This window comes from Corynebacterium pseudodiphtheriticum, from assembly GCF_023509295.1.
Lineage (GTDB): Bacteria > Actinomycetota > Actinomycetes > Mycobacteriales > Mycobacteriaceae > Corynebacterium > Corynebacterium pseudodiphtheriticum.
Genome location: NZ_CP091864.1, coordinates 940,396 through 962,667, shown reverse-complemented (window position 1 = coordinate 962,667; position 22,272 = coordinate 940,396). Strand labels below are relative to the sequence as shown.

General features: G+C 53.3%; 22 protein-coding genes. 8 read left to right on the top strand and 14 right to left on the bottom strand.

Features of this window, described 5'->3' with window-relative positions; all coding sequences use genetic code 11:
- Nucleotides 1-3 precede the first annotated feature (3 nt).
- From L9H78_RS04300 to rho, 9 genes are all read right to left on the bottom strand, one after another.
- Entirely contained in the window at nt 4-573 is a 570-nt protein-coding gene (locus L9H78_RS04300; RefSeq protein WP_021353100.1) for a F0F1 ATP synthase subunit B, read from the bottom strand.
- Between the two features lie 45 nt (nt 574-618).
- Nucleotides 619-855 (bottom strand): ATP synthase F0 subunit C, encoded by a 237-nt coding sequence (locus L9H78_RS04295; RefSeq protein WP_018120014.1) that lies wholly within the window; start codon nt 853-855, stop codon nt 619-621.
- 94 nt (nt 856-949) lie between these two features.
- Nucleotides 950-1,753, bottom strand: coding sequence for a F0F1 ATP synthase subunit A (atpB, locus tag L9H78_RS04290; protein WP_021353099.1), 804 nt, complete (start codon nt 1,751-1,753; stop codon nt 950-952).
- A 364-nt stretch (nt 1,754-2,117) separates the two neighbouring features.
- Nucleotides 2,118-2,603 (bottom strand): Cg1360 family ATP-synthase-associated protein, encoded by a 486-nt coding sequence (locus L9H78_RS04285; protein ID WP_023019635.1) that lies wholly within the window; start codon nt 2,601-2,603, stop codon nt 2,118-2,120.
- A 125-nt stretch (nt 2,604-2,728) separates the two neighbouring features.
- Nucleotides 2,729-3,904, bottom strand: coding sequence for a glycosyltransferase family 4 protein (locus tag L9H78_RS04280; RefSeq protein ID WP_249618621.1), 1,176 nt, complete (start codon nt 3,902-3,904; stop codon nt 2,729-2,731).
- Complete coding sequence (locus L9H78_RS04275; protein ID WP_034645264.1) at nt 3,904-4,566, bottom strand: L-threonylcarbamoyladenylate synthase; 663 nt, start codon at nt 4,564-4,566, stop codon at nt 3,904-3,906. Before L9H78_RS04275 ends, L9H78_RS04280 begins: the two co-directional genes overlap by 1 nt.
- 134 nt (nt 4,567-4,700) lie before the next feature.
- Entirely contained in the window at nt 4,701-5,591 is an 891-nt protein-coding gene (gene prmC, locus L9H78_RS04270; RefSeq protein WP_430622705.1) for a peptide chain release factor N(5)-glutamine methyltransferase, read from the bottom strand.
- A 3-nt stretch (nt 5,592-5,594) separates the two neighbouring features.
- Nucleotides 5,595-6,668: a peptide chain release factor 1 gene (gene prfA, locus L9H78_RS04265; RefSeq protein ID WP_021353094.1), complete on the bottom strand. Its 1,074-nt coding sequence runs from the start codon at nt 6,666-6,668 to the stop codon at nt 5,595-5,597.
- 3 nt (nt 6,669-6,671) lie between these two features.
- Nucleotides 6,672-8,843, bottom strand: coding sequence for a transcription termination factor Rho (gene rho / locus L9H78_RS04260; RefSeq protein ID WP_249620588.1), 2,172 nt, complete (start codon nt 8,841-8,843; stop codon nt 6,672-6,674).
- A 463-nt stretch (nt 8,844-9,306) separates the two neighbouring features.
- Between rho and L9H78_RS04255 the strand changes: the two genes are divergently transcribed.
- The 5 genes from L9H78_RS04255 to mobA are packed head-to-tail and all read left to right on the top strand — an operon-like array spanning nt 9,307 to nt 14,835.
- A complete protein-coding gene (locus L9H78_RS04255; protein ID WP_249620587.1) occupies nt 9,307-11,094 on the top strand; it encodes a long-chain fatty-acid--CoA ligase in 1,788 nt (595 codons plus the stop codon).
- Between the two features lie 60 nt (nt 11,095-11,154).
- Nucleotides 11,155-12,273, top strand: coding sequence for a GTP 3',8-cyclase MoaA (gene moaA, locus L9H78_RS04250; protein ID WP_249620586.1), 1,119 nt, complete (start codon nt 11,155-11,157; stop codon nt 12,271-12,273).
- A 15-nt stretch (nt 12,274-12,288) separates the two neighbouring features.
- Nucleotides 12,289-13,656, top strand: a complete 1,368-nt coding sequence (locus L9H78_RS04245; protein WP_249620585.1) for a molybdopterin molybdotransferase MoeA — start codon at nt 12,289-12,291, stop codon at nt 13,654-13,656.
- Between the two features lie 24 nt (nt 13,657-13,680).
- A complete protein-coding gene (moaC, locus tag L9H78_RS04240; RefSeq protein WP_249618612.1) occupies nt 13,681-14,160 on the top strand; it encodes a cyclic pyranopterin monophosphate synthase MoaC in 480 nt (159 codons plus the stop codon).
- Between the two features lie 27 nt (nt 14,161-14,187).
- Nucleotides 14,188-14,835, top strand: a complete 648-nt coding sequence (gene mobA / locus L9H78_RS04235) for a molybdenum cofactor guanylyltransferase (RefSeq protein ID WP_249618611.1) — start codon at nt 14,188-14,190, stop codon at nt 14,833-14,835.
- A gap of 64 nt (nt 14,836-14,899) precedes the next feature.
- Here the strand turns inward: mobA and L9H78_RS04230 are convergent, their stop codons facing one another.
- The 5 genes from L9H78_RS04230 to L9H78_RS04210 form a co-directional block, all read right to left on the bottom strand.
- A complete protein-coding gene (locus L9H78_RS04230; RefSeq protein ID WP_249618610.1) occupies nt 14,900-16,054 on the bottom strand; it encodes a ThiF family adenylyltransferase in 1,155 nt (384 codons plus the stop codon).
- A 50-nt stretch (nt 16,055-16,104) separates the two neighbouring features.
- Nucleotides 16,105-16,605, bottom strand: a complete 501-nt coding sequence (locus tag L9H78_RS04225; RefSeq protein WP_249618608.1) for a molybdenum cofactor biosynthesis protein MoaE — start codon at nt 16,603-16,605, stop codon at nt 16,105-16,107.
- Nucleotides 16,586-17,155: a MogA/MoaB family molybdenum cofactor biosynthesis protein gene (locus tag L9H78_RS04220; protein ID WP_249618606.1), complete on the bottom strand. Its 570-nt coding sequence runs from the start codon at nt 17,153-17,155 to the stop codon at nt 16,586-16,588. The genes L9H78_RS04225 and L9H78_RS04220 overlap by 20 nt, the downstream gene beginning before the upstream one ends.
- A 134-nt stretch (nt 17,156-17,289) precedes the next feature.
- Nucleotides 17,290-18,831 carry an L-lactate MFS transporter gene (locus L9H78_RS04215; RefSeq protein WP_249618605.1) on the bottom strand — a complete coding sequence of 514 codons (1,542 nt, stop codon included), beginning with the start codon at nt 18,829-18,831 and terminating at the stop codon, nt 17,290-17,292.
- Between the two features lie 179 nt (nt 18,832-19,010).
- A complete protein-coding gene (locus L9H78_RS04210) occupies nt 19,011-20,333 on the bottom strand; it encodes a molybdopterin molybdotransferase MoeA (RefSeq protein WP_249618604.1) in 1,323 nt (440 codons plus the stop codon).
- A gap of 249 nt (nt 20,334-20,582) precedes the next feature.
- Here L9H78_RS04210 and L9H78_RS04205 point away from each other — a divergent pair, with 249 nt between their 5' ends.
- The 3 genes from L9H78_RS04205 to fdhD all read left to right on the top strand — a co-directional run bounded on the left by L9H78_RS04205 (nt 20,583) and on the right by fdhD (nt 22,266).
- The gene (locus tag L9H78_RS04205) at nt 20,583-20,846 is read left to right on the top strand and encodes a MoaD/ThiS family protein (protein WP_249618603.1); all 264 of its coding nucleotides are present in this window, start codon (nt 20,583-20,585) and stop codon (nt 20,844-20,846) included.
- A gap of 93 nt (nt 20,847-20,939) precedes the next feature.
- A complete protein-coding gene (locus tag L9H78_RS04200) occupies nt 20,940-21,305 on the top strand; it encodes a DUF6457 domain-containing protein (RefSeq protein WP_249618602.1) in 366 nt (121 codons plus the stop codon).
- A gap of 10 nt (nt 21,306-21,315) precedes the next feature.
- Complete coding sequence (gene fdhD / locus L9H78_RS04195; RefSeq protein ID WP_249620584.1) at nt 21,316-22,266, top strand: formate dehydrogenase accessory sulfurtransferase FdhD; 951 nt, start codon at nt 21,316-21,318, stop codon at nt 22,264-22,266.
- Nucleotides 22,267-22,272: the final 6 nt, after the last annotated feature.

The window sequence follows — 22,272 nt, the reverse complement described above, 5'->3', positions numbered from 1 at the left end:
TGCCTACTTTCTTGCGGCTGGTGCCACGTTGTCGAGTTCGGACAAGAACGAATCTACCGTTCCGGATTGCTTGGTAGCATCCGATAGTTCGGTGCCGAGCAAACGCTCAGCCAGGTTAATCGAGTTTTGTCCCAGATCTGATCGCAGATCCGCAATGACTTGTTCGCGGTTCGCAGAAAGCTGTTTGTTGCCAGCTTCAATGATGCGAGTAGCTTCTTCTTCAGCCTTTGCTTTGTGCTCAGCTTCGATTTGCTCGCCGCGCTTACGAGCATCCTCACGGATGGTCGCAGCTTCTGCACGGGCATCCGCCAGTTGTGCGTTGTATTTTTCCAACGCTGCCTTTGCTTCAGCCTGGGCGGCTTCAGCGCGGTCCATCCCGCCTTTAATCCGGTCCTCGCGCTCGTCGAGAACTTCTTGGAATTTCGGGATCACAAATTTTGCGAAGAGGAAGACGACAACTGCAAGCGGAATGATCGACCAGACGATGTCGTAGTTCGCAGGCAAAAGGAGGGAGTTCCCACTTTCCAGTGGCAATTCCTCTCCATGCTCCGCAAGCAAATAAGTGACGTTCATAGGCTCTCCAGTCTTAAAAAGTGTGGTGTTATTTCCGCGCGCTTTTTAGAACAGGAAGCCTGCAACGAGGCCGATAAGGGCAAGAGCCTCAACGAAGGCGATACCAAGGAACATGGTGGTACGAAGCTGGCCAGCCATCTCAGGCTGACGTGCCATACCTTCCACGGTCTTGCCAACCAAGATACCGATACCCAGACCAGGGCCAATGGTTGCCAATCCGTAGCCGATGGCGCCCAGCTCGATGGAGGACTCAGTTGCCTGTGCCAAGATGATCTCGTTCATGTGAAAGTCAATCCCTTTCGTGGTTCTCGGTAAGGTTTACCGAGAGTGTAGTTGCTGTGGGGTTATGTAATTAGCCGCGTGGTTCGCGAGTTTGTCAGTGTGCGTCTGCGTGCAAAGACAGTTCGATGTACACCGCAGTCAGCAAGGCGAAAATGTAAGCCTGCAAGAAGATGATGATCACTTCGTACAGGGTAAACAGGACCGCTGCCAATACCGTCACACCGGACAGTGCTGTCCAGCCATTGAGCTGCCAGAAGAAGAAGTTAGTGGCGCTAAACAGCAAGACCAAAATAATGTGACCGGCAAGGAAGTTTGCCATCAGACGCAGTGCCAGCGTGATCGGACGCAGGATGAACGTCGAGAAGAATTCGATCGGCACGACCAGAACGTGCAGTAATGGTGGCAGATTAGGAATCACCACCGAAGACTTCACGAATTTGCCGAACCCATAGCGCTTTGCACCGGCATAAATCATGGTGATATAGGCCAGCAGCGCAAGAGCGATCGGCATTCCGATACGTGCATTTGCCGAAATGTTCAGGCCCGGAATGATCGTCGAAACATTCATGAACAAAACTGAGAAGAAGATTGCCGCGAGAATCGGCAGGAACCTTCTACCTTCCTTTTTGCCCAAAATGTCTTCGGCAATGTGGATCCGAACAAAATCCAGCGCGTACTCCATGACGTTCTGCAAACCTGAAGGAACCAGCTTGGGGCTCCTAAAGGCGACGAGGAAGACCACCAGCATGATCGCCAGCATTAGCAAGCGAACAAGCATCAAGCGGTCTAGCGCGAACCAACCACCCAAGAAATCATCAAGGATGATGTGGCCATAGTATTGCCCCGGGAAAAATTCTGGGTCCAGTTCAGGCGAGTGGAACTCACCTCGAAAGGCCATAGTTGTAACGCTCAGCGTTCTCTCCCGTGTTCGGGCCGCATGAATAACTCATACGGTGCGATGGACGTCTTCAAACTCGCTGCCGTTACCACGGACTCCGTCGCACATCAGCGCGGCAACAGCAGGGGAAACAGCGCAGCATTTCAGTCACACCCTTACAGTTACCTGTGAAAGGCGCACCACTATTGCGGTTACCCGTGCAGTATATTATCAGCGTAATCCGATTCTGTCGCCTTGTGGGGGTAACTTTTTCTATTAATAAGCTGACCTGCAAAAATTCGCAGTTATTTTTCGCAAAATTCTCTCACTTTTCACGTACTTAAAGTCACAGAGTTACGGCAGTATTTGCCTTGCCCGGACCATTTTATCCAACAAAAGTAACTTTGGATGTAACGATGGCCCAGACTTCCGTACCTAAAGTAAGGATGAGCACTACAACGACCGTTACGAATAATGAAACAGTGTGGTAGAACTCCAAATCTCGGATTGCAAACAGAACCAACACCAACAGCGTAATTTTTAGTAACCAACTCCCAAGCACAACGGCCATCGTTGTGGACGGTGTGGTATTTGCAGTGAGCAATACGCTCACAGCAGTAAACAGCACGAAACTTCCCCCGATACCCGCGCCAAGAAGCACCCCCGATAATCCCGGCAGTCCCGCAATCGCACCCCAAAGCACGAGTGAAGCAATTGTCGCGATGATCAGTGCGCGAATTCCCAACCGCAACCCTCGTTTGAGGGGCAAACTATGATCCTCGTACGGTGATAGCCCCTCAGCGTGGTTGTGATTCTTCGCGCCACCAGGACCATCGCCCGTGTTATATCCCTTATTATTCGCTAGATTCATTTAATCTTTCCTACCCCTATATCGTGGAAACTCTTTTACCTTTATTCACGGCTTCCGCCTCCCCATTTAACAGATCGCAATTGCTCATCACAGTACGAACTATGTATGAAGCACGCTTGACCGCATTAAATAGGTGGCTGATTGGACACAAATTTGAGTGCTCGATCGTTGCGACCAAGTTTTCCAGCCTTTAACGGAATCATCGTCACAAGACCTGCTATCAGAAGCGCAAACACCGTCCCAGCCAGCGCTATCCAGGCTGGAACGACAGAAAAACTCACTGCACCAAATGCGACTACAGCAACCCAAAGGTACAACACCAAAACTGTTCGCCGGTGCGTGTGCCCGAGCGATAGCAATCTATGATGAATATGCTGCTTATCCGCCGCCATCGGCGATTGCCCACGAGCTACCCGGCGCACCACAGCGAGAATAAGATCCAATACCGGCACAAAAACCGCTGCCAACACAACAATGAATGGGGAAACCAGCGCCACCACATCTGCTGCGCCGTATAAGGACATATTAATCTTGCCGCTCGCTGAGGTCGCCGCCGCCGCCAACAATGTACCAATCAGCATTGAGCCGGAATCACCCATAAATATCCTTGAAGGCTCAAAGTTATGAGGCAAAAATCCCGCACAGATACCGACCAAACCCGAGGCGATGATCGCTGGTGGATATGCCGAAACTGCTCCCCCTTGGTCATATAACACCGTCAGGGAAAACACTAAGATCGCGCCTCCCGCAATCATTCCCAAACCAGCTGCTAAGCCATCCAAACCATCTACAAAATTTATGGCATTAATAAGCATCACGGTAAACAACACAGTCAAGATTAGAGACTGGACTTGATCAAGTACGACCGTGGTTCCGTCCCCAATCGGCAGAAAAAGCAGCGTCCAGGTTAATCCCAACAGGCTCATCAAACAGGCTGCAACAATTTGCCCCACCAACTTGAGCACCGCAGTTAGCTCAAATAAATCATCCAACACGCCAACGATGACAATGGCAAAAGCCGACCACAATACCGCCGTCATTTCCGGGGTCACTGGCATAAAACCGCGGTTCAACGCCGGTAACTGCATTGCGAGAGCAACCGCGAGCAAAAAGCCGCTGAACATAGCAACCCCACCGAGCCGGGGAGTTGGCTGAGTGTGCACATCACGCGCGCGGATTTCCGCTATGCGTCCGGAACGCACCATTACACTCCGAACCAGGCCAGTGATCAGAAAAGTCACGGCTGCTGCAACCAAAAGCACCAGTCCGAGTTCCCGTATCGGGATTCCCGCCGCCCCCATCAGTTTTTCTCTTTATGCAGTGCCTCCGGCGAAAGCCCAAGCACTTCTGCAATTCGGTCCGTACTAATTGCGCCCTCACGCAAAACCACCGGGTGCGGCCCCGACAGATCAACGATGGTAGAGGCTTGCCCCACAGGACTGTCACCATCATCCAAATAGACAGCGACATTGCGCCCAAGTTGCTTTTCCGCCTCAAACACCGATTTCGGCGGCTTCTGTCCAGAAATATTTGCCGAAGAAACCGCCATTGGACCAACTTCCTGCAGGAGCGATATAGCCACGGGGTGCAACGGCATGCGCAACATAACCGTTCCACGCGTATCGCCCAGATCCCAAGGCAGCGAAGGAGCCTGCGGGACGATAAGAGACAGTCCACCTGGCCAAAATGCTTCAATCAGGGTTTTGGTCTGTTCAGGGAATTCTCGGACCAGGCCCTGGACCGTCGCCCACGAACCAACGAGCACGGCTATTGGCATGTCTCGCCCCCGTTGTTTCGCCTCGAGTAACCGAGCGACAGCATCATTGTCAAAAGCATTACACCCTAGGCCGTATAGAGTGTCAGTCGGCATAACCACCAACTCGCCAGCACGTGCTGCCTCTACTGCTGCGCTTATTCCAGCGTTGCGTTGATTACTGTCATCGCAGGAATATGTTGTGCTCATTGCGCCTTTGCCTTTCTCATCCCTCACGTGATCGCTGTCGACTTTTCCGTGCCCACCCAGGCCGGACATGGCTACTCAAGATCGCTATATAGATGTCCCTCGGAGCCGCAGCCAATACGTGCTTAGTCTACGCGCTAAGATTTTACGCGTTTGGCAGCAGTCACAAACCGCTTCCTGCCGGTCAAATCAGCTAACGGGGTAACGGCACAAAGATCTGCTTCTGCTTTAAACACCTGGAGTGATTGTTCTGAAGTTGCATCATCATGTTCGATACCTACTAAACCTCCAGGTCTTAATAAACGCGCACATTGCACAGCGAGCCCATTAATAACATCCATCCCGCTCTCGCCGGCGAAGACGGCATCATCAGGATCCGCATACACCTCAGCATCTAACGTGTCATCGCGCGGAACATACGGAGGGTTGCACACTATGAGATCCACCTGGCCCGCAATGTCGGCTAGCAGCGTCGGATCGAGTACATCTCCGTCGACTAACTCATAATTGAGACCACAATGTTGCTGCAAGTTGTACAGATTTTTTTCTGCCCACCGCATGGCTCGTGAAGAATATTCCACGCCAATGACCCGGGCGGCGCTGAACTCGTGCGCAATATAAGCGGCAAGAGCGCCAGTCCCGGTGCACAGATCTAACACCACCGGGTGCTCGGAAGTAATGTCGCCGACAAGCTTGTCGACGGCCCATTGCGCAAGCACTTCCGTTTCTGGCCGTGGAATGAAAACGCCTGGCCCGACGAGCATATCCAGCGGTCCAAAGGGAGCAGATCCGATAATGTGTTGCAGCGGCTCACGACGTTCTCGCCGCTCAATTGCCGAAGCTAAACCTTTGGGAGCAGGTTCACGCAAATGAAGAAATACTTCAGTGGACCCTACAGCAAGATAGTGTCCCGCAAGTAAACGAGCCTCACCCGCGGCGTTTGCAATACCGGCAGCAGAGAAACGACGAATGGCTGAATGCAGCACCGCGTGTAGCGGTGGCTGCTTATCCGGCACCGGAAACTCCACGCGTTACTTCGCCTCTAAGCGCTCAGCACGTTCTTGATCCTGCAAAGCCTTGATCAAATCGTGCATGTCGCCATTGAGGACGCTATCCAAATTACTGGCTTTGTATCCGATACGGTGATCCGCAATCCGGTTTTCCGGCCAGTTATAGGTCCGAATTCGTTCTGAACGGTCCATCGACCGCACCTGCGAAGCTCTTTGTTCACCCGCTTCTTCGTCTGCTTTTTCCCGCTCAATCTGATCCAACCGCGCCTGCAGCACCTGCATGGCCCGTGCTTTGTTTTGGATCTGTGAACGCTCCTGCTGGCAGGTCACCACCAGCCCGGTCGGCAAGTGCGTGATACGAACTGCCGAGTCCGTGGTGTTGACTCCTTGTCCACCTTTGCCTGAAGAACGGTAGACGTCGATACGCAAGTCTTTTTCGTTGATGTCGACCGATTCCACTTCTTCCGGCTCCGGATAGACCAGAACACCAGCCGCGGAAGTCTGGATGCGCCCCTGGGATTCGGTTACCGGCACGCGCTGTACACGGTGCACCCCGCCCTCATACTTGAAAAATGCCCAAGCGCCATCACGACCAGGGTTTTTCGCACGGAAAGAAATCGTCATATCTTTAACGCCACCGAGATCAGATTCATTCAGCGCAAGTACGTTCCAGGCAAAACCGGCCTTATCGGCGAAACGCTCATACATGCGGGCAAGGTCGGCGGCGAACAATGCGGCCTCTTCCCCACCTGCACCAGCCTTGATTTCCATGATGATATCTTCAGAATCTTGCGGATCCCGCGGTGCTAACAGATCAGCAAGCTTTTCCTGCAACTGTTCTACTCGTACCGCAAGTTCATCAGCTTCCGATTGAAAATCATGATCCTCGTAAGCCATCTCCCGCGCAGCTTCTAGATCTTCTTTCGCTGCGGTCAGCTCTTCATAGGTGAGCATGATAGGCCGCAATTCGGCATAGCGTTTCGAGAGCTTACCAAATTGTGCCTGGTCACCGGCAATTGACGGATCTGACATCTGGGCTTCAATGCCACGATATTCAGAAACGACATCGTCGACAAGTGATACCTCATTAGCCATGAATTAGTCCTCTTCTTCAAGCGCCGCTGCCATCGGAGCCGACGACGCAACCTGCATCAAGAATTCGCCATTCGACTTCGTCTTCCGCAGCTGTTTAATCAACAAATCTATAGCCTGGTGCGAATCCAGCGCGGACAAAATCCTACGCAGCTTCGTCATAATGCGCGCTTCTTCTGGCACCAACAGCAACTCGTCTTTCCGCGTGCCCGATGGGTTGACATCAACTGCCGGGAAGACACGGCGCTCGGAGATTCCACGGTCCAGCTTCAGCTCTGCGTTTCCAGTGCCCTTGAACTCTTCAAAGATCACGGTGTCACCAGTCGAACCGGTCTCCACCATAGCGGTCGCAATGATCGTCAACGACCCACCGTTTTCAATGTTGCGGGCCGCACCAAGGAATCGCTTCGGTGGATACAGTGCGTTCGAGTCGACACCACCCGAGAGGATGCGACCAGACGCTGGTGACGAATTATTGTATGCACGGCCCAGACGGGTGATCGAATCCAACAACACAACGACATCCTGGCCCTGTTCTACTAAGCGCTTAGCACGCTCAATAGCAAGTTCGGCAACTGCGGTGTGCTCTGAAGGTGGACGATCAAAAGTTGACGCAATAACTTCGCCATTGACGTTGCGTTGCATATCGGTAACTTCTTCTGGGCGCTCGTCGACAAGCACTACCATCAGATAGCATTCCGGATTGTTCGTCGAGATTGCGTTCGCGATGTTCTGCAAGATGGTCGTTTTACCAGCCTTTGGTGGCGAAACGATCAACGCTCGCTGGCCTTTACCAATCGGCATGATCAAGTCAATCACGCGGGTGGTTAGAATCTTCGGCTCAGTTTCCAGACGCAGACGCTTATTCGGGTACAACGGCGTGAGCTTACTGAATTGTGGTCGCTGCTTGGCTTCCTCAGGGTGCAAACCGTTGACGGTTTCCACGAACACCATCTGGTTATACTTTTTCCGATTACGGCCTTTGCCGTGCGACTGTCCGCCACCGGTCATTTTCACCTTGCCGGTGAGATAATCGCCAGTACGCAAATGGAAACGGCGAACCAAATTGGTGTTGACGAAAACATCAAGCGAACTCGGACGATATCCCGTAGTACGCAAGAAGGCAGCATTGCCATCGACTACTTCCAGAATGCCCGCGACTTCTTGCAGACCGTTACTGCGGTTGTCATTGTTACCGCCTTGGTCATTGCCACCATCGTGGTTATCCCCCTGATGATTTCCAGAGTGATCGTTGCTTAACCCGTTATTGTCCCGGTTGTTACCACGATTCCGGTGTTCCCGTGAACCCCGGTTGTCGCGGTCGTCGCGGCCACCACGTGCATTGCGGTTGCGGTGGTCATGGTCAGTACGATCTTGGCGCTCAGATTGGCCACCCCGATCTGCTACCTCACCAACATTGTTGTCAGTACTGCTGTGGTCCTGAGAATCATTTTGTACCGCTTCCTGCTGGTGATTGTTTTCACCTAAACGACGAACACGCCGACCTCGACGCCCTCTGCGGGTGTTAGCAGCCGGGCTAGTACGTTGCACAACGGGCTGCTGATCGGGGTGCTGCTCCTGGTCTTGCGTTTGAACCGCTTCATCAACCTCCGACGCCTGTGTAGCCTGCGACGATCCGCGCCGGGAATCATTGTCGTTCCGGCGATTCCGGTCATGTTCATGCTGCTGGTTGTGCTGGTTGTTGTTAGCGCGAGCTTTAGCACGTGCCCGGCGCGCACGGCGAGCTGCTGCAGGCGAAGGGGTCTCTTCCTCTTGTGCAGCACCAGGGGTGTTCTTGTCTAGACCCGGTTGTTGCTGCCCTTCTTTGCTGTCCCTAGCGTGATCGCCACCATCCACTGTGGCATCTTGCTTTACAGATATGGGCTGCTCAGTGTGCTCGGTTGAGGCTGGAGCTTCCTTTTCAGGCGAATTCCGTACGCTGCCTGTTCCGGATTCCTGAGCGGCCAATCGCGCGGCACGCTGCGCTTCTAACTCGGATTTCTTCATCCGCGGCAACGGTTTCTCAGTGGATTTACGTGGCACCTTACCAGTTTCAATTGCTACGATCAGCTCCCCCTTACGCAGGGCAGTGATGCTTTTCAACCCTTTGGCAATGGCAAGCTCCCGCAATTCAGGAAGCTTCATGGAATACAGGTCTGGGTTGTCCGTTGTGCTCACGGATATCCTTTCGCGTCGATTTTTCTCGCGTGATTCAGGTAGCCCCGATAACCGGGGATCCCGGACTACAGCCTGGGTGCGGGCAGTGCGCAACGCGTGCGCGGAAGAGATTGTGAGATGCCTTGGCATCACTTCCGGCTGCTTGCTTTCTGCGCGCAACACCGTGGCAGTAGTGAAAAGTTAAAAGACTAATTCCAAATTTCTCATTCGGATCCCGCACGGCGAGATACCGCAGCATCTTCGCTCGGGCATTCCTGATTGTGAGAATTTAGAATAATCGTGCAGACGGTGTGAATACTCTGCCTACCGATTTCACGCACCAGTGTAGCGCACATCAATGTTTTTTCGTATTTACCCCCTAATGGAGCCATATTCCCATTCATTCTCTAACCTTTTACTGTCCCGCTAGGCATTATTCGGCAGCTACTATCTAATGCCTGCAGTCACCGCTAAAATTGGGCTCATGCTCTCGACGATGCAGGATCTGCCGCTGTCTGTGTCCAGAATTTTGGAATACGGTCGCAGCACGCACGCCACGACGAAGGTCACCACCTGGTCTCCGGATGGCCCACAAGAAACGACTTTTAGCGCGATCGCGTCCCGGGCAGCGGCATTTGCGCACGCATTACGTACACGTTTTCAGATTGATGGCGACCAGCGGGTCGGCACCTTGCTTAATAACTGCGCCGAACATCTCGAAGTCATGTTTGGCGTGATGTCAATGGGGGCGGTCTTCGCTCCACTCAACAAGCAGTTGATGCTGGATCAATTAACGCACATCGTCAATCACAGCCACACCGAGATACTGGTCGCCGACCCGCGGATGATCAACCAAGTGCGAAAGATTACAGAAGAGGCGCCGTGTGTACGCACCGTGGCTTTCATTGGTTTACCAAGGCCTAATGAGCTCGCGGATTTCGCGGAGCAGTTACCAGCTCATATTTCGGTGTATTCCTATGAATCCCTATTAGATGGCCAACCAACCACTTTTGATTGGCCAATAGTTGACGAGCGTGATGCTACCGCGCTGTGCTATTCGACAGGCACAACTGGAGCACCGAAAGGCGTGGTCTATTCACACAGAGCAATCTACTTAGCAGCACTACAACTGCGTACCACTGATTCTCTTGCCATCACTCATGGCGAATCATTTCTGTGTGGTGTTCCGATCTATCACGTGTTGTGCTGGAGCGTCCCCTTTGCTGCTTTTCTATCCGGCGCTCCCTTAGTACTCCCCGACGCTGACACCTCTGCACCAACACTCGCCACGATCATAGAAGCAACACACCCGAGACGCGCGAACGGCGTGCCCAGCCTCTGGATCCAGCTGATGGTGCACTATCTGAAGAATCCACCAGAGCGGATGTCGCTGACAGAAATATTCGCTGGAGGCTCCCCAGCGCCACCGTCGTTGATTAAAATCTGGGAGGAGCGCTACGGTGTCGATGTCGTCCATGTCTGGGGAATGGCGGAAACTACCACCATAGGCACTGTTTCGCGCCCACCATCAGGCGTATCTGGAGAAGCGCGCTGGGGATACCGGATTTCGCAGGGGCGTTTTCCGTCGATGCTGGAATACCGCGTAGTAAACGACGGAGAAATCGTGCCGAACACCGACCGCAATGAGGGCGAGATCCAAGTTCGGGGAAATCTGGTTACTGGATCATACTTCCATTCTGCTGCAGAAGCGTCCAACGGAACCGCAGCGGAATTCCGAGGCCAAGATGTCGCCGATGATATTGATGCCGCTCGTAACAAGTTTACTGACGACGGCTGGTTACGGACTGGCGATGTGGGTTCCATCACCAAAGATGGTTTTTTGACGGTATCCGACCGTGCCCGGGATGTGATCAGATCCGGCGGCGAATGGATTTATTCCGTTGGGCTGGAAAACATGGTGATGGCTTCCGACAGGGTTGTGGAATGTGCCGTAATTGGCTACCCAAACCCGAAATGGAATGAGCGCCCGCTAGCAGTCACCGTGCTGCACGCTGGTGTACCACGCACCGAAGCTACAGCCAGTAAACTGCGCAATTACCTTCGCGAATCGCTGCCGAATTGGATGGCACCGGAATATTGGGCTTTTGTCGATTCCATCGATAAGACCTCCGTCGGCAAGTTCGACAAAAAAGATCTCCGTGAGCACCTCGAAGCTGGTCGCTTGGATATCATTGCCTTGCCAGGTCCTGGTGTGCGCATCGAGCAAAAAGATGACACAGAAGATTCAGAACTCACAGATGGTACATCATGATCATTCCCACTGTCAGACTCATTGTGCCTGCCGCACAGGGATATTAAAATAGGAACTAATATGTCCACATCTGTTGCGCTGCCTGATCCTACTACCCCTCCGACCTCGCCTGCGCAGGATATCGCTAACGATCTTCCTGCAGCCAATACCGACGGCACCCGTCTACTCCTTGATCGTTACGGGCGCACCGCGCGCGACCTACGCGTTAGTCTCACAGACAAATGTAATTTACGCTGCACTTACTGTATGCCAGCCGAAGGCCTGCAGTGGATGCACAATAGCGCAGTGCTTGCCGACGACGAAGTTATCCGTTTAGTTCGCATCGCCGTGGAAAAACTGGGGGTTCGAAAATTACGGTTCACCGGTGGCGAGCCCTTACTGCGTAAATCCTTGCCCAGCATCATCGAACGCAGCAAAGCCTTGACAACGGATACCGGGGATGCGCCAGAAATCGCCCTGACTACCAACGGGCTCGGGCTAGATAAGCGCGTAGCTAGTTTGTCAGCTGCCGGACTAGATCGAATTAACATATCCTTAGACACCATCGACAAGGCAAAGTACACGGCCCTAACACGCCGTGACCGTCTGGATCATGTGCTGCGCTCAATCGATAAGTGTGCCGAAGCTGGTTTAAGCCCTATCAAAATCAATGCCTTGGTAATGAAAGGCGTCAATGAAGACGACGTCGTCGATCTCGCGGCTTTCGCACTCGATAAAGGGGCGCAGCTGCGATTTATCGAGCAGATGCCACTAGGACCACGCGAGGCCTGGTCCCGGGAAAATATGATCACCGCCGACGAAATACTAGCGAAGCTGCAATCGTCGTTTATTATGACACCGGCAAAACAACCACGTGGTTCTGCCCCTGCTGCCTTATGGGATGTGTGGAAAAATGCAGATCGTAGCGTGCACCGAGGAAAACTGGGCATCATCAGTTCAGTCTCCTATCCGTTCTGCGGAGACTGCGACCGCACTCGTCTAACCGCAGACGGGGCAATCCGCACGTGCCTATTTAGCAACCGCGAAACTCAGTTACGCGATTTGCTTCGTGCTGGTGCCAGCGACGACGAACTAGCCACAATCTGGGCAGCTGCCATGTGGGAAAAACTTCCTGGCCACGGCATCAATGACGAAGGCTTTTTGCAACCTGCACGCACAATGTCTGCTATCGGTGGTTAAGGTGGCGACACAATAATGATTACTTCTTCAGTCTCGGTTGCAGAACACCTCAAGCGTGTACGTGAACTCGTACAACCGACCAAGCCCCAGCGCCTATCGGTAGAGGAAGCTCATGGATGCTACCTTGCGCAGACTGTGCAGGCCCGCGTCGCTATCCCCTCTTTCCACAATTCCGCGATGGATGGTTTCTTGGTCCATGACAAAGATCTTTCTGGATCTGGCCCGTGGACGCTGCCGGTATCCGGCGAAGTTGCGGCCGGCGGGCTTCCACAAGAAGTTGTGCCAAATCAAGCCCTTCGCATTATGACGGGGGCCCCGATTTCCGGGGATGCAAAATCATTGCGGGTGATTCCGTCAGAATTCACGGACGCATCGCTAGGACCCGCACAATTACCAACACAGGTAACCATCCACGAGGCACCAAAGAAGCGACATATCCGGTTGCGCGGTGAAGTAGTAACACCAGGCGAAGACATCGCTCACCCCAACACACTTATCGACGCTGGGACCCTGGCATTTTTTCTCACCGCTGGTGTCTCTCACGTGTCGGTATACCGTCGCCCGCAGGTTGCTGTGATTTCTTCCGGAGATGAATTAGTTTCCACCGCCAACGTTGGTGCCGCAGCTACTAACAATGTCTCGAACGCTGCCGGTGTTGCTACCGGTGTCGGCACCGCAGATGAAAATGCGGTTTATCGCATTGCAGATTCCAATGGCCCAATGGTTGCCAATTTGTTGGCTGAGCACGGCCCAGTGGACGTTCGCCGATTCCACGTCGGTGATGGAACCGACAATCTTACTGCGCTTCTCAACGAACTTACGTCGTCAAGCGCACAGCCAGTAGATCTCATCGTTACCACCGGTGGGATCTCACAAGGCGCTTTCGACGTGGTCAAAGCTGCCGCTATAGATTCCCCAAACGCGGATTTCTGGTTCGGAAACGCAGCACAGCGGCCCGGTTCACCACAAGGCGCTGGCCTCTGGAATGGCACGGCTGTCGTAACCCTACCGGGCAACCCTGTTGCTGCCTATGTCTCTGCGACGGTATACGTACTTGCCTGCCTATATATTTTGCAGGGTCGCGTAACCTCCACCCCAGCCGAGGCCAGGAGCACAACCAAGTGGTGGCCACACTGCGCTGCCTTGGTTCACGCTCACCCAACCCTGCCACTCCCGAGGCCTGGAAAAACCCAATTGGTACCCGTCCAGGTCGTTCCTGCTGACACCGGATTGCTCGCGGTTCCAAATACCGGAGGAAATCCCGGTTCACATTTCGTCAGCGCACTCATAGGAATCGACGGTCTAGCAGTGATTCCACCAGCAGAAGACGCAGAACACCCTGATTCCCCTGGAATGGCAACCGTACTCGGCTGGTCTCGTTAACATATTGATAGGAAGCGAAAATACATGAAACAACCCCCGCATTTAGACAGTTCCGGCAACGCCTACATGGTCGATGTGACAGAGAAGAAACCAACTGTTCGCGCAGCAACCGCTGTAGCTTCTGTTGTGTGCTCCAAGGAGATTCTGGAAGCCTTACGCAATGGAACCGTCCCCAAAGGTGATGTCTTCGCTGTCGCGCGTATCGGCGGTATCTCTGCTGCGAAACGGGTTCCAGAACTGCTCCCATTGGCTCACACAATCGGTGTTCACGGGTGTGAGGTTTCCCTCGATTTGCTGGAAGATCGCCTGCGCATCGAAGCCACTGTACGCACCGCGGACCGCACAGGCGTGGAAATGGAAGCCCTCACTGCGGTCAACGTTGCCGCACTCAACGTAATCGACATGGTCAAAGGCGTCGATCGAAGCGCATATATCAGCAATTGCGCGATCGTTAAGAAATCCGGTGGCCGTTCCGGCGACTGGTCTCGCCCGGAGCCACAATAGGTCACAAAACACCACCACGTAAAAGCTATGACCAACGCAAATCAGCCAGAAATTCTTGCCGACGATTCCCCCGCCTACGACGACCTTGCCGTCATTATTTTGGCCGGAGGCCGTTCAGAGCGGATGGGCGGAATTGATAAATCCACGATCCGCCTCAACGGTACCCGGTTAATAGACCATCAACTTGCGGGGGTGCTGTCACTCGGTGTTGAGAAGCAAGCGATTGTGATCGTTTCCACCAAACAGCTAGCTGCAGAAATCTCCCACACTGCAGAAAATCCAGCCTTCGGTGGGCCATTAGCCGGGATTTCTGCAGGATTATCAGCAATTCCGACGGGTGCACAACGTGTAGCAATCTTGAGCGTAGACGCGCCGGACTCGTGGCAGCTACTACCCGCACTTATGGCTGAACTGACACGGCATACGGAGCAGGATGCAGCAATCATTAAAGATGCGGCAGGAATCGCGAACCCATTGTGTTCAGTATGGAAATCGGAACGCCTGCAGGCTAATCTCGCAGAAATTGGCGCTGCGCACAACAAGCCAGCCCGTGCTTTAGTGCATCACGCAGATTGGATTGGCGTCGACGGTGGCGGGCTCGAGGTAGATTACGACAGCCTAGCTGAGTTGAAAGTACGTGGCGCGGTAGAGCTACCTACAGATAATCCCCACTAAATTTGCACGACTATGTGCTTCTATACCCTGCGACTACTCGAGCTTGCGGTTCTGCAGAAGAAGTTTATTCAGCCTGCCGCGTCAGCCAGCCGTCAATCCCACCACGCAAATTTCCCAGGCGAGTCATGCCCGTCGCCTGTAGGTACGCGATTGCTTGGCTTGAACGTTTACCTGCTGCACAATAAATGACTACCGGATGCTGTGGATCATGTGCACGAACGGTGCTGATGACTTGAGCTGCGAGAGTCTCACCGGCGATTACAGAACTCGCTTGCTCACCAGGGCGCTGAGCACTGCCGTTAAAGGTCGACAGCGGGATATTTAATGCACCAGGAACCGAGTATTCAGCATATTCATCGGGTTCACGGACATCAATGACCACAGCATCCTCTGCAATGTCATCGACCGCAAGGCCTTCTTCGAGCTGATTTCCGGGCTCCTCACTAGCGTCTGCCCTTATAGGACCGCTCGACAATACAGACTCCCGCGTGATTGCATTAGCTCGTACTGGGATATATTCCCATTCCCCCAACAGCGCGTCGAAGTAACCCAGACGCCCTGATAGCGGCTTTCCAATGCCTGTGAGTACTTTTATTGCTTCTAACGCCATAGCCGACCCCACCACTCCGACCACTGGTCCCAGCACTCCTGCTTGTGCGCAAGAAGGAACCGAACCAGGCGGTGGCGGCGTAGGAAAAACATCCTCATAAATTGGACCATCGCCTAAACCGAAAACTGAAACTTGTGCGTCAAATCCCAGAATTGAACCCCATATATGCGGGATTCCGCTGCGCAATGCAGCCCACGAAATAAGGTATCTGGCACCCAAATTATCGGTGCCATCTATCACCAGATCAGCCCCAGCAAAAATCTCCCGCGCGTGTTCCCTATCTAGTTCAGCATTGATGACGGCCACCGCTATATGCGGGTTTAGGGCTTTGATAGTATCCCTCGCCGAAGCAGCCTTCGGGGTACCGATTGTCTCGGTGGTGTGGATAATCTGACGGTGCAAATTAGATAACGAGACTTCATCACCATCAATGATGGTTAGCGCGCCTACCCCTGCAGCGGCCAGATACAGCAGCGCTGGAGAGCCTAATCCACCGGCGCCAACCACAACGACGTGCGAACCAGCTAACTTTTCTTGTGCTTGTCGGCCAAAACCGCGCAAGCTAAGTTGTCGCTGATAACGCGCAACCCATTGCGGATCAAACTCCATGTACTCTTTGCCTCCCTAGTGATGCTGTCTCCCTTATGACGGTTCACCGTCTAGTCCAGGCCAACCCATTGCGTTGAGCCATCAGTAAGAAATTGTTCTTTCCAAATTGGCACTGTAGCTTTGACACGATCTGCCAATTCAGCACAAGCAGCAAATGCTTCCTTACGGTGTGCACTCGCTACCACAACCGCGAAAGCCAGCTCTCCGATCCCAAGCTTGCCTGTGCGATGCGCAGCCCACAGGCGCACATCCGGGTACTCGGCGGCAATGTCAGCGACGACATTTGACAATTCCTTCTCGGCAGAGGGGTGCGCGGTATACACGAGCTCGTCGACCGAATGTCCGTGGTCATGATTGCGGATAATACCGTCAAAAGTAACAACAGCCCCGGCAGTCGCATCGGGCACCAATCGCTGCGCTTCTTCGCGTAATGGCTCCAACGGCTGGTCAGTAATGGCAGTACCGATGATGCGCGCGTTTAGCGTGTTCTCTCTCGCTTGGTTCGCCGTAGCTGTGGGTTCTCCAGAAGAATTAGGAATGATGTTTGTCATGATTGGTGACTTGGCGTCCTTTCAAAATATTAATTGCATGGACCAACACGTCTTCTAGCACCTTGACGCCGTCGCGCACTCCTCCCGGTGAGCCAGGCATAGCCATCACGAAGGTCTGCCCCACAGTGCCTGCTAGCGCACGAGATAGTGTTGCAGTCGGCGTTTTTTCCAGACCTTTTGACCAAAACGCGTGTGCAATACCAGGCAGCTCCCGATCCAGATGTGCTTGGATCGACTCAATCACCTGATCATCTGGACTAATTCCTGTTCCACCTGACGTCAAAATCACGTCAGGTCTGTCAGAACTAGCGAAAATTTCAGCAATAACTTGGGAAATATCTTTATCCGCGACCACGCGCGCATCCGGGGTGCAAAAGCCTTGCTCCCGTAAAAACCTCACGGCAATGGGGCCGGATTCATCAGTGTAGAGTCCGGCTGCGGCACGCGTCGAGGACACCAGCACCAATCCTCTAGGTGCAGGATGCCCAGTATGCTCTGTATTTTGGTTATGTCCAAACTCAGGGGAATCTGCAGTATCGGTACGCGCCATGCTGGCCTTTCTGCTGTGGTGAGCTCACATTCGCCGCACGATCAGTACGGGCTTTCCGCCCCAATCTTATTCGAAAACCCGCATACCGCGATAGAATGTGCGAATCTCACACTGCCTAGCGCACCGTGATATTGCTATCCCGTAAACAATCCTGCCGCGCGCACCATCGTGTCCCATAGCCCGAAGGCCAAACTCACGCCGATAAAAATACCCAGAATAAGGGAAACCGCGTTGTGCGCGAAACTAGAGTTGCCTTTTGCCTGACCGCTCTCCTTCGCTTCCCGTTCTGCGTCTTCAACAGCTTTGCGGTCAGCAGCTTCTTTTTGCTTGACGACGTCTACATCGACATGGTGTTTCTCATTGACAGGTCTGATCAAAAGGTTCGCGACGACACCGACAGCCAGCAATCCACACATCAGCAATAAACTTGCCCGATACAAGTCAGCACCTTCTAAGCCAGCATCGGCACGGGATTCCACCACCGTGTTCACGATCAGTGGGCCAGCGACACCGGCAGCAGCCCATGCCGTGAGCAACCGACCGTGGATCGCTCCAACGTTGTAGACACCGAATAGATCTTTCAGGTAGGCGGGCACTGTAGAAAAGCCACCGCCGTAAAAAGAAATGATGACCAGCGTACTGAGAACAAAAATGGCCAGCGACGCTGAAGAGAAACTGGCAACCACCAAGTACAAGAGTAATCCGAGACCTAAGTAAAGGAAATAGGTGTTTTTCCTGCCGATCCAGTCTGACACCGTTGACCAGACAAAACGACCCCCCATATTCGCTAGCGACAGCAAGCCCACATAACCTGCGGCTGCGCCCGCCGTAATTTCTGCGAAATAATCCTGCACCATCGGGGCCGCATTTTCTAAAATTCCAATGCCGGCCGTGACGTTCACAAAAAGCACAACCCACAGCAGCCAAAATTGTGGGGTCCGCAAGGCTGTATTCGCTGACACATTTCCCGTGGTTTTCATCTTCGTTCCGGAGTTACTCTCCGGTTGATATCCCTTAGGTTTCCAGTCTGGATGTGGTAACCGGATCGCATAAGCCCCTAGCGCAATGACCACCAGATACAAGGTAGCCAAGGTCAGGAACGTCCCATAGAGGCCGTCGGCAAGATTCGCGGTACCTGAACCGCCTCCAAAGAATTCCATCATGGTATTGGAAGCAGGACTCGCGATTAAGGCACCGCCGCCGAATCCCATAATCGCCATCCCAGTAGCCAGACCGGGTTTATCTGGAAACCACTTCATCAAGGTTGATACCGGGGAAATATAGCCAATCCCCAATCCAATACCGCCGATTACGCCATAGCCCAAATAGACCAGCCATAACTGCCCAATTGCGAGACCAAATGTAGCGACGAAAAAGCCAATAACCCAGAACAGACCAGCAGTTGCCATTGAGGTTCTCGGCCCAACTTTTTCAACCCAATTTCCAGCAACGGCTGAAGAAAGCCCCAGCATTCCAATAGCAAGGGAGAAGATCCACCCCACGGCCACTTCACGGACAGCAAAAAACTCCATCAACGGGGCTTTAAATACCGAAAAGGCATAAACCTGGCCGATCGATAAGTGAATTGCCAATGCAGCTGGTGGTATTAACCAGCGATTAAATTCTTTCGGCGCAATGATCCTAGTACGCGAAAAGAATGAGGTGGCCGTTGCCATAAGCGTCTCCCCATAATTATTGTGTGTTAATTCACTAACTCTAGTGTGCTAAACATAATAGAGGATGGTGACCCAGACAGCAGAAAATAGGCCGACCTTGTAGTCGTTTTGGGGCTTCCCGGGTTTTCGCTCACATCTTGGTGTCCTAAAACCTCATAGCCCCGTGCAGGGCAAACCAGCTAAAGCGGATAAGCCCACAACCGCTGACGCGCGTTAACGGTAGCACCAGCCGGAACGCGCACCAGCGCGTCTGCGGCTACTGCCTGCTGCAACAGGTGCGAGCCAGGCCCAGAAATGACTCGCGCTCGAACATGCCCGCCGGAATATTCAAGCCGGGCCCGTAAAAATTGATCTTTGTCAGATAGCCCCGTCAAAGGCTCCGCAGAAATAACCTTGATTGGCTCCGGGACCAACCCCACCGCAGGAGCAACGAATAACCGGAAGCTCACCAACGACGAGACCGGGTTACCCGGCAAACAAATACACGGTACACCTGCAAAACTTCCATAACCTTGCGGCCCACCAGGTTGTTGGGCTACCGCACCAAACCAGGCGCCGTCTCCGTCAGCAAGCAGCTGCCGCACGACCTCGTATTTCCCTTTGCTAATGCCGCCTGAGGTAACGACCAAATCTGGATGATGCACGTCGATAGCCTGCTGCAAGCTAGTAGCAAGTGAATCAACATCATCATCAATATGCACCCGGCCTACCGGCTCTAACCCGTAGCGCTGTGCTTGCGCCGCCAACATGGGGAAATTCGCATCCGGAATGACGGAGGAGCCAGCTTCCACATCCAATTCACCAATCTCGGCAACCTCTGCCCCACCGGTAGCAATCAGAACCCGCGCGCGTTTGCGTACCTCAACAGTCGAGACCCCCTGGAATGCCAAAGCTGCAATCGCAGTTGGGCTCAACACCTCGCCGGAATCAACAATAGTCTCCCCAGCTCTGCTATCAATGCCTTGTTGCCGTATGAACTGCCCTTGCTGCGCCATAGAAATTTCCCGGCGCTGTGCTGTGGGCTTGCCTCGGGAGGCGTCTGTATTCGTGCCATTAGCACCATCGCTGGGAGTATTTTCCGGAAATTCCGGTGGTACAGCGTCTTCGACGCGCACAATGGCTGCTACGCCTGCGGGGATCTTAGCTCCGGTCATGATTGGCACGATCGTCTCACCGCTATTGTCAGGGTCAATCCCGTGTGGATATTCCAGCGCAGGATCAGCACCGGCTGGAATATCCGCCCCCACGGAGAAACTACCAGGCAGGCGATCCAGGGCTGCCTGGCTTAGGGCATACCCATCGACCTGTGAATTGGAAAACCGCGGTGAATCGTACGGCGCGAGAACAGCTGTAACGAGGTAACGGTCTAAAGCATCAGACACCAGAACGGTTTCTGTACTCGGCCAAGTACCGTATTGTGCGATCAATTCGGTGATATTAGCCAAGTGTTCTTCTGGAGTTGGCTTTGTGCTTCCAGCCGCTTGCTGTCGACAGTTGCTCATAATTCTATTTAAGCACTGTTCTATTTAAGGTGTGTTGTATTTAAGCAGTGTTCTGTTTAAACACCAGGCTATTCAAACAACGCGTTGTTTAGGCGCCTTCCAACGCTCTCGGCCGGGTAAGTTCTAAAACTTGCTGAACCTAGAACATGTTGAGTCTAGAAAATGTTGAGTTCTAGAAATTTTTGAGCCCGACTCAGATTTTCAAGCTATTGCATACTCCCGAGTCAACCAGGCAGAATGGTGGTTATCATGCTGAGCATTCATTATTTTTCCGCCGCGCGCGCCGCCGCCGGAACCGCCGAAGAAGTCATCACCGAAACTGACCACGAAACACTAGGGGAACTCCTCGATTCCCGCGCCCAGCTACATTCCGGGACTACAGATTCTGGGATGAGTTTGGCAGACATTTTCCCGCGGTGCAGTTTTCTTGTCGATGGCGCTTCCGCGACTCGGTCTACTTCCCTGACCGGAGTGCAACGTATCGACGTGTTGCCCCCCTTTGCCGGTGGCTAAAAGCGCTACCGCGGCTTGTCCCCAGCGGATATTCCCCGTTAAATAGCGAAACCCATCGAGGATTTGATCCGACCAAGCACCTAAACTAATGACATGTCTGGAGCACAGGAAGGCACGGGGCCTGGTAGAAACGCTGCACAAGCCGCTAAAACTCTAAAACCCGCTAAAACCGCAAAAATCAAGGCTGCACCCGAAGAAGTTGCTGCCAGTACTTGGCTTAGCACCGTGACCTCAACACTCGATGTCGATCCGGAAGTGCTTCGCGCCACTATTAAGGACGTCCTGGACCTCACCAGTATTGTCGCCCACGAACACTCCCGTCCGGCTGCACCGGTGACAGCATTTCTAGCAGGTTTGACCGCTGGTCAACGCACTGCTGAAGGCACCCACGCTGAACAAATCGAAGCTATACAACAGCATCTAGCGCACCTAGCTGATTTAGCACGTGGTACCAGGTAGGTTGTCCGATATGGCTCGAAGGCTTACATCCCGTACTCCGATCACCCGCGTATACCGCGAAGAAACCAACCCTGATATTGCTGCTACAACGGACGCCAGCACTAAGGCGCAGCGTGTCAGTCCCGCCGACTCTCGTATTGTTGTCTCCGAACGCATCGATTCACTCGCGGCCGAAGAACCCTTGCAGATCCGCGTCGATGGCACAGATTTCTTAACGACGATGCGTACACCGGGCAATGATTTCGAGCTCGTCCACGGGCTCCTGCATGCTGAAGGTATCATCAGCCGGGCGTCCGATATTGCGACAATTCGATACTGTGGCGGGGCGGTCGGCAATGACGGTCTCAACACATATAACACTCTTGATGTGGCTCTAACCCCTGCAAAAACAGAAGATAGCAACCAATCTGCCACTGCCACCGCAGGAAAAAGCGACAGCCAACCGTTTTCGTTGCCTGTACGCTCAGTGCTCACCACCTCAGCCTGCGGCATTTGCGGAACTACCTCAATCGATGACGTCGAAAAGCGTAGTTCCTACCCTATTCACCCAGTTCGCCCCACCGCCGAATTTGTCTTGTCCTTACCAGGGCTACTAGAAGCTGGCCAAAAAGCATTCCGCCGTACCGGTGGTATCCATGCTGCAGGCGCTGTCAGCAGTGACGGGCAGCTCATGCTCGCCCGCGAGGATGTGGGGCGGCACAATGCTGCGGACAAGGTAATCGGTGCGATGTTGATGCATGGTGATTTGCCGGCACAACAGATGTATTTGGTGATGACCTCACGCGCCAGCTTCGAGCTCGTACAAAAAGCCGTACTTGCTGGATTCTCCGGATTGGTGACTGTATCAGCCGCCACATCATTAGCGGTTGATCTGGCACGTCAATCAGGACTTTTTCTCAGCGGATTCACTCGTGAAAATCGTTTCAACTTGTACAATGGATTCTTAGAAGATACCCCCTAGTTATCA